The organism is Actinomadura chokoriensis (assembly GCF_039529475.1).
In the GTDB taxonomy this organism is placed as follows: domain Bacteria; phylum Actinomycetota; class Actinomycetes; order Streptosporangiales; family Streptosporangiaceae; genus Spirillospora; species Spirillospora bangladeshensis.
Window position 1 is genome coordinate 42,916 of sequence record NZ_BAAAMW010000002.1, and the last position, 12,835, is coordinate 55,750.

Consider the following 12,835-nt stretch of genomic DNA (forward strand, 5'->3'; position numbering starts at 1 on the left):
GCTCCGGGGGATCGTCCCCCGGGCAAAATGCGAAGGGTCCCCTCGGGAAGCCGCAAAGCGGCGACCAAGGGGACCCAGGACCAGTAGCGGGGGCAGGATTTGAACCTGCGACCTCTGGGTTATGAGCCCAGCGAGCTACCGAACTGCTCCACCCCGCGGTGATGTTTCAAGTGTATGGCATGGCGGGGAGTGGTTGGGTCGGGTGGCGTTATTTGGTGCAGGCGGGGACGGTGCCTTTGCCGGTGTTGAGGGCGTTGATGGCCTGGATGCTGCCGTGGAGGGTGTCGGCGCGGACGAGGCGGAGGCCGTCGGGGCGGGCGGAGAGGGCGTCGGCGCAGTTGTCCTTGGGGGTGAGGAAGACGGTGGCGCCGGCCTTGCGGGCGGCGATCATCTTCTGCTGGATGCCGCCGATGGGGCCGACTTCGCCTTCGGGGGTGATGGTTCCGGTGCCGGCGATGAACTTGCCCTGGGTGAGGGGGCCGGGGGTGAGCTTGTCGTAGATGGCGAGGGAGAACATGAGGCCGGCGGAGGGGCCGCCGATGTCGCCGATGCTGATGTCGATCTTGAAGGGGAACTTGTACTGGTCGGAGAGGACGATGCCGACGACGGCGCGCTTCCCGGTGGGGTCGGCGACGGTCTTGAGGGCGGCCTTCTGCTCCTTGCCGTCGCGCTTGTAGGTCAGGGTGGCGGTGTCGCCGATCTTGGCCTTGGCCATGGCGCCGGTGACCTGGGAGACGCTGGTGACCTGGGCGCCGTCGAGCGCGGTGATCTCGTCGCCGGGCTTGAGGACGCCGTCGGCGGGGCGCCCCTTCTGGACGCCTTCGACGACGACGCGGGTGGTGACGGGGATGCCGAGTTCGTGGAGGGCGGCGGCCTCGGCGTTCTGCTGGGAGTCCTGCATCGCCCGGGTGTTCTCCTGGTCGACCTCTTTCGGCGTCTCGTCCTTGGGGAAGATCGTCTCTTCGGGGACGATGGCGGTGTCGCCGTCGAGCCAGCCGCGCAGGGCGGTGAAGAGGTCGATGCGGCCGCCGGGTCCGCCGCGGTAGGTGACGGTGGTGAAGTTGAGGTGGCCGGTGGCGGGGTAGACCGTGCGGCCGTCGATGCGGATGAGCGGCTGGCCCTTGTCGTTCGTGCCGAGGGTGTTGCTCGTGGGTCCGGGCATGAGCGCGACGTAGGGGACGCGCATGACGGAGCCGATGACGGCGAGCACGAGGACGAGCACGCTCGCGACGGTGAGCGTGGCGGCACGACGAGACATGCCGGAAACTCTATGCCGTCGGGGGGCTCGGCAGACCCCGACCCACGCGCTCGATCATCCGGGGACCACCGTCGCCCACGGCGGGGCTCAGCAGGCCCCGACCCACTCGTCGTCCCCGTCGGCGAAGGTCTGGTGCTTCCAGATGGGGACGTTCGCCTTGAGGTCGTCGATGAGCCGCCGGCAGGCGGCGAACGCCTCGGCGCGGTGGGCGCTGGAGGCGGCGACGACGACGGCGATGTCGCCGATCTCCAGGTCGCCGACGCGGTGCAGTGCGGCGAGGCCGAGGACGGGGAAGTCGGCGGCGACCTTCTCCATGACGGCGCGGAGTTCGCGTTCGACGGTGGGGTGGGCGCTGTAGGCCAGGCCGGTGACGGCGCGGGCGTGGTCGTGGTCGCGGACGGTGCCGGTGAAGACGGCGATGCCGCCGGCGCCGCGGGCGCCGACGGCGCTGTACACCTCGTCGATGGACAGGGGCGTCTCGCGGACGCCGATCAGCCGGATGACGTCCCCGCCCGCAGCGCTTTGGCTCACGTCCCGAAGGCTACCTCTCCGGCCGCGTCCTACTCCCCGCGGGCGGCGGGACTTCCGGCGGCCGCGGGTCTCACTCGGCGCGGGCGCCGGGCTCGTCGGGTTCGAAGGTGGCGGCGAGGGCCTCGGCGAGGGCGGGGACGAGGTCGGGCCCGGCGAGGACCTCGTCGTCACTGTCGTGGCGGCGCAGCCGGAGGGCGGAGTGGCGGGCGCCGTCGCGCAGGACGCCGACGACCATGCGGACGTCCTCGCGCTCGGGGTGGGACGCGGCGAACGCGGCGGCCTCGGCCTCGTCGTCGGGGATCTCGTCCTCGGCCTCGGGCGGCAGGACGACGCGCTCCATGATGATGGCGCAGCCTTCGACGGCGTCGGGCCAGGCGATGGAGGCGAGGGCGTCCTCGACCGCGTCCTTGTCGGGCAGCGGGGGCTGTTCGAGGGCGGCGAGGGTGTCGCCGTCGGGGGGCAGGCCGAGCTGGTCGGCGAGGTCGGGTTCGGCACGGCGGAGCTCGGTGCTGCGGACGAGGGCGTAGAGGCGCGGCGCGCTGTCCCAGCCCTCCTGGGCCGAGTGACGTTCGAGGTCCAGCACGACTTCTTCCAGAAGACTCACGGGGCCATCTTTCCCCCAATCAGGACCCGGAAATGCCGGAACCCTCGCGACAGTCGGTAAGTTGCATCTACAGCACCGGCGGGCGGCCGGTGAGCGAGACCTCTGATCGGAGGGGCCGACTTGACGTTCCGGACTCCCGCTTTCGGGCGCCGACTCGGTACCGGGCGGACGCGGCTGATGCTGCCGGTCCTGGTGACGCTGGCGGTGCTGCTGGTCGTCTTCCTCGTCTTCACCGCGATGTACACCGATCTGCTGTGGTACCGGTCGATCGGTTTCTCGTCGGTGTACACCACGCAGCTCCAGGCGAAGATCGTCCTGTTCTTCGGGGCGGGCCTGCTGATGACGCTGGTCGTGGGCGCGAACGTGCTGGTCGCCTACCGGCTTCGCCCGGCCTACCGTCCGCTGTCGGTGGAGCAGCAGGGCCTGGAGCGGTACCGCGCGGTGATCGACCCGCGCCGCCGGCTGATCGGGGGCGTGCTGCTGGGCCTGCTCGGCGTCCTGACGGGGTCGTCGGTGGCGGGCCAGTGGCCGGTGTGGCTGGCGTTCCTGAACCGGACGCCGTTCGGCGTCGAGGACCCGCAGTTCCACAAGGACGTGTCGTTCTACGTCTTCACCTACCCGTTCCTGCGGCTCGTCATCGGTGTGATCTTCGCGACGGTGATCCTGTCGATCCTGGCCGCGGTGATGGTGCACTACCTGTACGGCGGGCTGCGGCTGCAGGGGCCGGGCGACAAGGCGAGCCCGCCGGCGCGGGCGCACCTGTCGGTCCTCTTCGGCGTGTTCATCCTGCTGAAGGCGGTCGCGTACTGGTTCGACCGGTACGGCCTGATGCATTCGGAGCGCGGGGTGACGACCGGCGCGTCCTATACCGACGTCAACGCGCTGCTGCCCGCGAAGACGATCCTGTTCGTGATCGCGCTGCTGTGCGCGGCGATGTTCTTCGGCAACCTGCTGCGGCGCGGCATGATGCTGCCGGGCGTCGGGTTCACGCTGCTGGTGCTGTCGGCGATCCTGCTGGGCGGGGTGTACCCGCTGCTGATCCAGCAGTTCCAGGTGAAGCCGGACGAGCTGGCCAAGGAGCGCGAGTACATCCAGCGCAACATCAAGTTCACCCGCGAGGCCTACGGGGTGGACGGCGCGAAGGTCGTCCCGTTCGGCACGCAGCCCGTGACGGACAAGAAGCAGCTCCAGGACGACGCCGACAAGCTCGGCGGCGTGCGCGTCCTCGACCCGAACGTGGTGGGCGAGACGTTCCAGCAGTTGCAGCGGATCCGCCCGTTCTACCAGTTCCCCGACACCCTCGACGTCGACCGCTACCAGGTGGACGGCAGGCTCGTCGACACGGTGGTCGCGCTCCGCGAGCTGTCGGGCGCGCCGGCGGGGCAGCGCAGCTGGGTCAAGGACCACATGGTCTACACGCACGGCTACGGCTTCGTGTCGGCCTACGGCGACCGGTTCGACTCCCGGGAGCCGGACTTCATCACCCGCGACATGCCGGCGTCCCAGAACCAGAAGATCAAGGTGGCGCAGCCGGAGATCTACTTCGGGGAGCGCTCGCCCTCGTACTCGGTGGTCGGCGGGCAGGGCCAGAAGGAGCTGAACTACCCGGACAACAGCGCGTCGGGCCAGCAGAGCAGCACCTACGACGGGCAGGGCGGCGTCCGCGTCGACTCGTTCTTCCGCAAGCTGCTGTACTCGGCGAAGTTCCAGGACAAGAACCTGCTGCTGTCGGGCGCGATCAACAAGAACGCCAAGATCCTCTACGACCGGTCGCCGCGCGAGATGGTGCAGAAGGCGGCGCCGTGGCTGACGCTCGACGGCGACCCGTACCCGGCGGTGGTGAACGGCCGCATCCTGTGGATCCTGGACGGCTACACGACGTCCAGCAGCTACCCGTACTCGGAGGAGATGAGCCTCGGGGAGGCGACCCGCGACACGATCACCGACACGCGGTCGGCGGTGGCGCGGCAGGCGAACGACCACATCAACTACATGCGCAACTCGGTGAAGGCCACGGTGGACGCCTACGACGGCACCGTGCACCTCTACCAGTGGGACGAGAACGACCCGGTGACGAAGACGTGGATGAAGGTGTTCGACAACACCGTCCAGCCGCGCTCGTCGATCCCGCCGGAGCTGGAGGCCCACTTCCGCTACCCGCAGGACATGTTCAAGGTGCAGCGGAAGGTCCTCACCAAGTACCACGTGACGGACCCGTCCGCCTTCTACAACGGCGAGGGCTTCTGGGAGGTCCCGCAGGACCCGACGGTGAAGGGCAAGCGGCAGCCGCCCTACTACCAGAGCCTGCGGATGCCGGGCCAGGACACCGAGTCGTTCTCGCTGACGACGGTGTTCAACCCGCGCAACAACCCGCAGCTGGCGGCGTTCATGTCGGTGGGGTCGACACCGGGGCGCGACTACGGGCAGATCCAGATCCTGCAGATGCCGCGGAACGCGCAGCCGGCCGGGCCCGGCCAGGTGCAGAACTCGTTCGAGACCGACTCGAAGGTGAAGAACGACCTGTTCGCGCTGCGGCAGGGCGGCACCAAGACCGTGGCCGGGAACCTGCTGACGATCCCGTTCGGCGGCGACCTGCTGTACGTGGAGCCGATGTACACCAAGGCGGCGGGCGGGGCCGAGCAGCAGCCGTACCCGATCCTCGGCAAGATCCTGGTGCGGTACCGGGAGAGCATCGCCGCGGCCGACACGCTGCAGGACGCGCTGAAGCAGGTCCTCGGCGACACGGGCGCGGCGCCCCCGTCGGGCACCCCGGCCGGGCCGCCGGACCAGCAGCAGCTGAGCGCGGCGGCGCAGAAGGCGATCGGCGACCTGAACAAGGCCGTGACCGACTACGAGGCCGCGCAGAAGAAGGGCGACTACCCCGGCATGGGCGACGCCTGGAAGCGGATCAAGGACGCGCAGGCGGCGCTGGCGGCGGCGGGCAAGGCCGTCCCGAAGACCTCGCCGAGCCCGTCGCCGTCCCCGTCCGGGTCGCCGTCCGGGTCGCCGTCGCCGAGCGCCACACCCCCGTCGAGCTGACGCCCTAGAGCCGGCGCCGCCGAGCCGGCGGGCGGCCCCGGGCCCGTTCGCGGCCCGGGGCTACCTGCGGCGCTTGCGGGCGCGGCGGATCGCGGCGGCGGCGCCGATCGCGGCGACGGTCGCGCCGGCGGCGGTCGCCATCGTGGCCTCCTTGCCGCCGACGCGGCGGCCGACGACGGCGTGCCGTCCCGCGGTCTCGGCCATGACGGCGCGGAGCGCGGAGGCGTTGTCGTGCAGCGGCTTCCAGCCGGCGGCGCGCAGCCGGGCGCAGTCGACGACCCACGGGTAGGCGACGTAGTGCAGGTCGGTGGCGGGCGCCGGGGTCATGCCGAGCCGGTGCAGCCGCTGCGCCATCCCGAAGGTGAGGGCGGCGGGCAGCTCGAAGGTCCGCTTGCCGGTGATCTCGGCGACCTCCTCGGGGCCGAGCCAGCCCTCGGAGCCGACGGCGACGGGGCCGCGCACGTCCGCGGTGACGACGACCTCCAGCGCGGACGCGAGGTCCTCGATGTGGCAGAACTGCCAGCCGGGCGTGCTGCCCTTGACCGACAGCAGCCGGGGCGCCTCGAAGTGGCGGGTGACGACGGTGTCGACGCCGGGCCCGGCGACCGCGGCGGGGCGGACGACGGTGACCTCCAGGCCGGGGTGGGTGACGGGCGCGTTCGCGGCCAACTCCTCCATCTCCAGGTAGTCGCCGGCGATGCTGGTGCTGGCCTCGGCGAGCAGCGGCGCGTCCTCGCGCAGCGGCACCTCGTTGTCCGGGCCCGCCCCGTACACCATCGCGGAGGTGGCGAGCACCACCCGGCGGACGCGGGCCGCCGCGGCGGCGGTGACGACCGTCTGGGCGCCGCGGACGTTGTGGGTGCGGCGCTCGCGGGGGTCGGCGTCCGGGGACCGCTCGATGTCGAGGTTGACGATCACGTCCACGTCGGAGAGCCGTCCGGACAGCAGCGGATCCCGGATGTCGGTGACGCGCCAGATGACGCCGGGCACGTCGCCGCGCTGCCCGTCGATCGCGACGACCTTGCGGATGTCTTCCCGTTCGGCGAGCCGGGCGGCCAGCAGCCGCCCCGCCCCGGACGCGGCGCCGGTGACGGCGACGACCGGGGCCTTGCTACGCCGAGGGCGAACCTTGCCCGTTGCCACGGGGCTGCCCCCTTCCTTGAGTACGCGACCTTGCCGGGACCGGCTAACGTTGCGGATATGAGCCCATCATGCATCCCAGGGGCGATCCGATGAGCAACACTCCCTTCGGCTTCAATCGTCCCGGCGACGGAGACGACGACGACCGGCCCCAGGATCCGTTCTCGGGCATGGGCGGCGACATGGCGCAGTTCGCCGACATGCTGCACCGGTTCGCCGACATGATCGGCGCGCAGGGCGCGGGCGGCGCGGCGGGCGGGCCGCTGAACTGGGATCTGGCCAAGAACATCGCGCGGCACACGGTGGTGGAGCAGGGCGACCCGTCGGTCGTCGACGCCGAGCGGCGCCAGGTCGAGGAGGCCCTGCGCCTGGCCGACCTGTGGCTGGACGAGCGGACGACGCTGCCCGCCGGCATCCGCACCCCGCAGGCGTGGAGCCGGTCGGAGTGGATCGAGCAGACGCTTCCCGTGTGGGCGAAGGTGTGCGACCCGATCGCGACCCGCATGGTCGACTCCATGGGCGGGGCGCTCGGCGGCGGCGAGATCCCCGCCGACATGCAGGCGATGGCCGGGCCGCTGATCGGCATGGTCAAGCAGATGGCCGGGGCGATGGTCGGCGGCCAGGCCGGGCAGGCGCTCGGCGCGCTGGCCCGCGAGGTCACCGGCTCGGCCGACGTCGGCCTGCCGCTCGCCCCGGACGGCGTCGGCGCGCTGCTGCCCGCCGGCGTGGAGGCGTTCGGCGAGGGCCTGGAGGTGTCCGCCGACGAGGTCCGGCTGTACCTGGCGCTGCGCGAGGCCGCGCACCAGCGGCTGTTCACCCACGTCCCGTGGCTGCGCTCGCACCTGCTGGGCGCGGTGGAGGAGTACGCGCGCGGCATCACCGTCGACCTCTCGGGCATCGAGCAGGCCGTGCAGGGGCTCGACCTGAGCAACCCGGAGGCGCTGCAGGAGGCGCTCGGCGGCGAGATCCAGCTCCAGCCGGAGGAGACGCCCCGGCAGAAGGCGGCGCTGGCCCGGCTGGAGACGGCGCTCGCGCTGGTCGAGGGCTGGGTCGACACGGTCGTGAACGAGGCCGCGGAGGGCCGGCTGCCCGGTTCGGTGAAGCTGGCCGAGGCGGTGCGGCGGCGCCGCGCCACCGGCGGCCCCGCGGAGCGGACGTTCGCGACGCTCGTCGGCCTGGAGCTGCGGCCCCGGCGCCTGCGGGAGGCCGCCGCGCTGTGGCGGTCGCTGACGCAGGCGCGCGGCACGGAGGGCCGGGACGCGGTCTGGGACCACCCCGACCTGCTGCCGACGGCCGACGACCTCGACGACCCGGACGGCTTCGTCCACGGCCGCGACGAGATCGAGGGCCTGTCCGACCTGGACCTGTCCAACCTGACCAAGGCGCCCGAGGAGGGCGAGGAGAAGCCCGGCGACGGGAAGCCCGACGACGGGCCCGACGACGGGCCTGATGACACGGGGCCCGATGGGAAGGGGCCGGGCGGGAAGCCCGGTCCGGACGACGAGGGGCCGCGGGCATGAGCCGGTCGCGCCCGTCCCGGGTGCGCGGCTGCCGCTACGAGCCCGGGTCGTCCACGAACGCGATCAGGCGGCGCGTCGCGCGCGCCAGCCTGTGCTGGCAGCGCCCGATCGACCAGGAGCGGCGGCGCCGCCGTCCCGACAACTCCCGCTACCCCCGCGTGGGCCGCGCATGACGCACCCCGAAGCCGGGCGCCGGCCGGGGCCCGGGGTGTCGCGGTGAGCGTCCCGCCGGTCACGTCGGAGTCGCTGTACGGCGACGCGGTGCGGGTGCTGTCGCGGTGGCGGGCGCCCGACGCCGGTCAGGAGCGGGTGCGGCGGGAGTTCCTGCGGCATCTGGAGGAGCATGCGGCGGACGGGATGTGGCGGGCGTGCGCGGCCGGGCACATCACCGCCAGCACCGCCGTGCTCGACGCGTCCCGCACCCGCGTGCTGCTGACCCTGCACGCGAAGGTGAAGGCGTGGCTCCAGCTCGGCGGCCACTGCGAGCCCGGCGACGCGACGCTCGCGGGCGCGGCGCTGCGGGAGGCCACGGAGGAGTCGGGCATCGCGGGTCTGCGGCTGCTGCCCGAGCCGGTCCAGCTCGACCGGCACGCGGTCCGCTGCCACCCGCGGGGCAGCTGGCATCTGGACGTCCAGTACGCGGCGATCGCCCCGGAGGGCGCCCGCTACACGGTGTCGGACGAGTCGGACGATCTCGGCTGGTTCCCGGTGACCGATCTCCCCGAGCCCACCGACGACCCCGTCCGGCGCCTGGTGGCGCGGGCGGTCTCGCTGCCGGGCTGACGGCAGGTCAGCGGGCCAGGGGGTGGCCCTCCAGGAGGGCGCGGGTGCTCTCCCAGCCTTCCAAGCCCGGGTCGAGGAAGCGCAGGTCGCCGAGGGTGCGGAGGCGGTGCCAGCCGGGGCCCTGCGGCACGAGTCCGGGGCGGGGCGCGGCGGCGCGGAGGCGGGTCAGCGCGTCCGGGGTGTCGAGATCGACGTCGCGGAGGGCGGTGGCGAGCCAGTCCGGCAGCGGGAGGCGGGCGGCGAGCGCGACGAGGCCGCGTCCGGCGCCGTCGGCCCGGCAGGCGGCGGACGGCGCGCTGCCGAGCGCGCGGAACAGCTTGCCGAGCAGCAGCGGCGGCAGGTCGGGGGCGTCCGGCGCGACCAGCGCGGCGGACGCGGCGCCGAGCGCGTGCAGGGCGGCGAACGCTCCGGTGAGCGTCGCCTCCCGGACGATCGGGGTGCCGGGCCAGGTGACGGCCTCGGCGTCCGGCTGGTCGGGCGGGTCGAGGACGAGCGCGGGCGTCACCAGTTCGAGCCCGGCGACGACCTCGTAGGTGTCCTCCAGGAGCGCGAGCCGGAACTCATCGGGGTCGACGCCCGGCGGAACGTCCCGCCGCCGGGCGGGGTGGGAGAGCACGGCGGCGAAGCGCGTGCCGGCCGCGGGCACCCGGTCGGGGGCGTCGGTCACCCGGCGGCCTCGTGCGGGTACTCGCCGCCCGGGTGCAGCCCGTCGCCGTGGTGCATGCCGTCGCCGACCGCCTCGGCGTCGGGCGCGTCGGCCTCCAGCGGCAGGTGCGCGGCGGCGGCGACGCCCTCCAGGTAGCCGCGGGCGCGGTCGGCCTTCGGGTAGTTGCCGACCAGTTCCCAGAAGTCGGCGCCGTGCCCCGGGATGAGCAGGTGCGCCAGCTCGTGGACGAGGACGTAGTCGACCACCCACCCGGGCATGCCGCGCAGCCGGGTGGACAGCCGGATCGTGCCGTCGTCGGGGGTGCACGACCCCCAGCGGGTGCGCTGGTTCGCGACCCACCGGACGCTGACCGGGTCGGCGCGGCCGTCCAGGTAGCGGCGGGACAGCTCGCGGGCCCGCGACTGGAGGTCGGCGTCGCTGGGCCGCCGGCGGCGCTCCCGCTCCTCGAGGCGCTCAAGGATGGTCGCGATCCACTGTTCCTCTTCGGCCTTGCTGAGCCTGGACGGAACCATCACCACCACCTTGTCGCCGTCGCGGTAGGCGGACACGGTTCGCCGCCGTCTGGCGCTGCGGCGGACCTCAACGTTAGGGGGCACGCCTGAACCGTACTCGAAAATTTGCCTCCGCCAAAGGGGGTGTTTGACGTTACCGCAGGTCAGCGCCTATCTTTTGACCATGGCCGGGGGTTTGCGGAAAACCCCTGGAGCGGTGTACGCGGCTTTACTCGCCGGTGAATTGCGCGCTGCGCTTCTCCCGCTGGGCCGCCAGTCCTTCGAGCATGTCGCGCGACGACATCGTGACCGGCTGCGCGAGCGATTCCCAGCGCAGCGCCGACTCCATGTCGGCGTGCCCGCCGCCGGACAGCGCGACCTTGGTGAGCCGGGTGGCGATCGGCGCGTTCGCGGCGACCCGCGCGGCGACGGCGAGCGCCTCGTCCCGCAGCTCCGCGCGCGGGAACGCCCGGTTGACCAGTCCGTGCGCGGCGGCTTCGGCGCCGGTGAGGACGCGTCCGGCCAGCAGCATCTCGCGGGCCAGCGGGAGCCCGGCGACCTCGGGGAACAGCCAGGTCGCGGCCATGCCGGGGTGCAGCCCGAGGGCGGTGAACGGGGCGAGCAGCTTGGCGTCGTCCGCCGCGTAGCGCAGGTCGCAGGCGAGGGCGAGGCACAGCCCGGCGCCGACGGCGTGCCCGTTGACGGCGGCGATCGTCGGGACCTCCAGGCCGCGGATCAGCAGCCACGTCCGGTAGAACTCCAGCATCCGGTCGCGCAGCGGCGGGACGGCGACGGCGTTGGTGTCGGCCAGCCAGGACAGGTTGCCGCCGGAGCTGAACGCGCTGCCCGCGCCGGTGACGACGACGCAGCGCAGGCCGGCGTCGGCGCGCAGGCCCTCGATCGCCGCCTTCCACGCGGCGGTCATCTCGTCCGACATGGCGTTGCGGCGGCCGGGGTCGTTCAGCGTGAGGACGGCGACCCCGTCGGGGCGGCGTTCGACCAGCAGCGCATCGGCGGAGTCTCCGGACATGCGCGCCACGGTACCGAATCGCACTCGGACCGCACCAACCGCCCCGCGTCCCGCCGCGATCCGGCCCCGCTCCCGGCCGGGCGCGCGCGTACCACAGCCGGCACACCGCCGTGAGAAAGCGCACACTTACAGTGTTCTTGCAGGTCAGCACGGTGCCACGGGCGCGGCGTCGGCGATACTTGCTGATGGTTGTGGCGTGAACGACACCGGATCACCGACAATGTACGGCGTGAGCGATCTTCCCCGCCGCGCGGTGACGCGGTCAGCAAAGCTGGCGTCCCTCCCCATCGGCTTCGCGGGACGCACCGCGCTCGGCGTCGGGAAGCGGACCTTCGGCAAGCCGGCCGAGGCCGTCGCGCTGGAGATCCAGACGCGGACCGCCGAGCAGCTGTTCAAGGTGCTCGGCGAGCTCAAGGGCGGGGCGATGAAGCTCGGCCAGATGCTGTCGATCTTCGAGGCCGCGCTGCCGCCGGAGATCGCCGGCCCCTACCGGGCCACGCTGACCAAGCTGCAGGAGGCCGCTCCCCCGCTGCCGGCGTCGACCGTCCACAAGGTGCTGGAGGAGTTCCTCGGCGCGGACTGGCGCGACTACTTCGAGTCGTTCGACGACAGGCCGGCCGCCGCGGCGTCCATCGGGCAGGTGCACCGCGCCGTCTGGCACGACGGCCGCGCGGTCGCGGTGAAGGTGCAGTACCCGGGCGCCGGCAAGGCGCTGATCAGCGACTTCAACCAGCTCGCCCGGCTCGGCCGGCTGTTCGGCGTGCTGATGCCGGGGCTGGACGTCAAGTCGATGCTCGCCGAGCTCAAGGAGCGGGTGGTCGAGGAGCTCGACTACACGATCGAGGCCGAGTCGCAGTCCCTGTTCCGCGAGGCGTACCTGGACGACCCGGACTTCTACGTCCCCGAGGTCATCGCCCAGTCCGGCAACATCCTGATCACCGAGTGGATGGACGGCACGCTCCTCTCGAAGATCATCAGCGACGGCGACCAGGAGACCCGCGACCACGCGGCGCTGCTGTACTGCCGGTTCCTGCTGTCCGGCCCGAAGCGGTCCGGGATGCTGCACGGCGACCCGCACCCCGGCAACTTCCGGCTGCTGGCCGACGGCCGGCTCGGCGTCCTCGACTTCGGCGCCGTGGACCGCATCCCCGGCGGCTTCCAGCAGCGGCTCGGGCTGCTGCTGCGCATCGGCACGATGGCCGACATCGACGAGATCGAGGACGCCCTGCGCCGGGAGGACTTCATCCGCGAGGGCGTCGAGGTCGACGCCGAGTCGCTGCAGGCGTTCCTCGCCCCGATCACCGAGCCGTTCGTCACCGAGACGTTCAAGTTCAACCGGGAGTGGCTGCGCGACATGGCCGCCCGGGTCACCGACCTGCGGCCGTCCAACGTCGTCCGGCAGCTGAACCTGCCGCCCGAGTACGTGATCATCCACCGGGTGCTGTCGGCGGGCACCGGCGTGCTGTGCCAGCTGGACTGCGAGATCCCGGCGCGCGCCGAGTCCCTGAAGTGGGTGCCCGGCTTCGCCGACGACGAGGACACCGAGCTCGTCACCGGCTGACCCGGGCCGGGCTCAGCGGAGCCCCGCGCACTGATGGGGTGCGCGGGGCTCCGCTCTTCGCGCGTCCGGTGGAGTGGGGCCATCGGACGCGCTCCAGGTGCCCGCCCGGGAGGCGCCTACCGTCCGCCAAACCATCCAAGAAGGACGGACGGGGCCTCGACCGGGCGGCCACTTCGTCGGCTGGGGCAGAGGCCGGCCCCCGTCGGCGGCC

The 12,835-nt window shown here is 72.7% G+C and carries 12 protein-coding genes and 1 tRNA gene; 5 read left to right on the forward strand and 8 right to left on the reverse strand.

The annotated features are described in order from the left end of the window. Window positions 1-84: 84 nt before the first annotated feature. The 4 genes from ABFX46_RS04370 to ABFX46_RS04385 all read right to left on the reverse strand — a co-directional run bounded on the left by ABFX46_RS04370 (window position 85) and on the right by ABFX46_RS04385 (window position 2,393). Window positions 85-158: transfer RNA gene (locus ABFX46_RS04370), tRNA-Met, on the reverse strand. 50 nt (window positions 159-208) lie between these two features. Beyond that, complete coding sequence (locus ABFX46_RS04375; protein ID WP_346040035.1) at window positions 209-1,258, reverse strand: YlbL family protein; 1,050 nt, start codon at window positions 1,256-1,258, stop codon at window positions 209-211. An 87-nt stretch (window positions 1,259-1,345) separates the two neighbouring features. Continuing rightward, on the reverse strand, window positions 1,346-1,789 hold the full coding sequence (locus ABFX46_RS04380; RefSeq protein WP_163055620.1) for a molybdenum cofactor biosynthesis protein MoaE: 444 nt from the start codon (window positions 1,787-1,789) through the stop codon (window positions 1,346-1,348). 70 nt (window positions 1,790-1,859) lie between these two features. After that, entirely contained in the window at window positions 1,860-2,393 is a 534-nt protein-coding gene (locus ABFX46_RS04385) for a PPA1309 family protein (RefSeq protein ID WP_346040036.1), read from the reverse strand. A gap of 177 nt (window positions 2,394-2,570) precedes the next feature. On the opposite strand from ABFX46_RS04385, the gene ABFX46_RS04390 reads away from it, so the two are divergent. Continuing rightward, window positions 2,571-5,432 carry a UPF0182 family membrane protein gene (locus ABFX46_RS04390; RefSeq protein WP_346040037.1) on the forward strand — a complete coding sequence of 954 codons (2,862 nt, stop codon included), beginning with the start codon at window positions 2,571-2,573 and terminating at the stop codon, window positions 5,430-5,432. Between the two features lie 60 nt (window positions 5,433-5,492). On the opposite strand, the gene ABFX46_RS04395 is transcribed toward ABFX46_RS04390, so the two are convergent. Further along, window positions 5,493-6,575, reverse strand: coding sequence for an NAD-dependent epimerase/dehydratase family protein (locus tag ABFX46_RS04395; RefSeq protein ID WP_346040038.1), 1,083 nt, complete (start codon window positions 6,573-6,575; stop codon window positions 5,493-5,495). 89 nt (window positions 6,576-6,664) lie between these two features. On the opposite strand from ABFX46_RS04395, the gene ABFX46_RS04400 reads away from it, so the two are divergent. From ABFX46_RS04400 to ABFX46_RS04410, 3 genes are read left to right on the forward strand one after another with little or no spacing between them, the layout of a single operon-like run. Beyond that, a complete protein-coding gene (locus ABFX46_RS04400; RefSeq protein ID WP_346040039.1) occupies window positions 6,665-8,092 on the forward strand; it encodes a zinc-dependent metalloprotease in 1,428 nt (475 codons plus the stop codon). Beyond that, complete coding sequence (locus ABFX46_RS04405; RefSeq protein ID WP_163061162.1) at window positions 8,089-8,265, forward strand: hypothetical protein; 177 nt, start codon at window positions 8,089-8,091, stop codon at window positions 8,263-8,265. The genes ABFX46_RS04400 and ABFX46_RS04405 overlap by 4 nt, the downstream gene beginning before the upstream one ends. A 43-nt stretch (window positions 8,266-8,308) precedes the next feature. Beyond that, the gene (locus ABFX46_RS04410; protein ID WP_346040040.1) at window positions 8,309-8,875 is read left to right on the forward strand and encodes an NUDIX hydrolase; all 567 of its coding nucleotides are present in this window, start codon (window positions 8,309-8,311) and stop codon (window positions 8,873-8,875) included. Between the two features lie 7 nt (window positions 8,876-8,882). Here the strand turns inward: ABFX46_RS04410 and ABFX46_RS04415 are convergent, their stop codons facing one another. The 3 genes from ABFX46_RS04415 to ABFX46_RS04425 all read right to left on the reverse strand — a co-directional run bounded on the left by ABFX46_RS04415 (window position 8,883) and on the right by ABFX46_RS04425 (window position 11,063). Beyond that, a complete protein-coding gene (locus tag ABFX46_RS04415; protein ID WP_346040041.1) occupies window positions 8,883-9,542 on the reverse strand; it encodes a hypothetical protein in 660 nt (219 codons plus the stop codon). Further along, a complete protein-coding gene (locus ABFX46_RS04420) occupies window positions 9,539-10,090 on the reverse strand; it encodes a M48 metallopeptidase family protein (RefSeq protein WP_428831221.1) in 552 nt (183 codons plus the stop codon). The genes ABFX46_RS04415 and ABFX46_RS04420 overlap by 4 nt, the downstream gene beginning before the upstream one ends. Before the next feature lie 172 nt (window positions 10,091-10,262). Continuing rightward, complete coding sequence (locus ABFX46_RS04425; RefSeq protein WP_346040043.1) at window positions 10,263-11,063, reverse strand: enoyl-CoA hydratase/isomerase family protein; 801 nt, start codon at window positions 11,061-11,063, stop codon at window positions 10,263-10,265. Between the two features lie 229 nt (window positions 11,064-11,292). Between ABFX46_RS04425 and ABFX46_RS04430 the strand changes: the two genes are divergently transcribed. Then, on the forward strand, window positions 11,293-12,624 hold the full coding sequence (locus ABFX46_RS04430; protein ID WP_346040044.1) for an ABC1 kinase family protein: 1,332 nt from the start codon (window positions 11,293-11,295) through the stop codon (window positions 12,622-12,624). Window positions 12,625-12,835: the final 211 nt, after the last annotated feature.

Bases quoted from the DNA above. Each gene is read 5' to 3' on its own strand.
- ABFX46_RS04375 (WP_346040035.1), bottom strand. From the start codon at position 1,258: ATGTCTCGTCGTGCCGCCACGCTCACCGTCGCGAGCGTGCTCGTCCTC.
- ABFX46_RS04390 (WP_346040037.1), top strand. From the start codon at position 2,571: ATGCTGCCGGTCCTGGTGACGCTGGCGGTGCTGCTGGTCGTCTTCCTC.
- ABFX46_RS04400 (WP_346040039.1), top strand. From the start codon at position 6,665: ATGAGCAACACTCCCTTCGGCTTCAATCGTCCCGGCGACGGAGACGAC.
- ABFX46_RS04405 (WP_163061162.1), top strand. From the start codon at position 8,089: ATGAGCCGGTCGCGCCCGTCCCGGGTGCGCGGCTGCCGCTACGAGCCC.
- ABFX46_RS04425 (WP_346040043.1), bottom strand. From the start codon at position 11,063: ATGTCCGGAGACTCCGCCGATGCGCTGCTGGTCGAACGCCGCCCCGAC.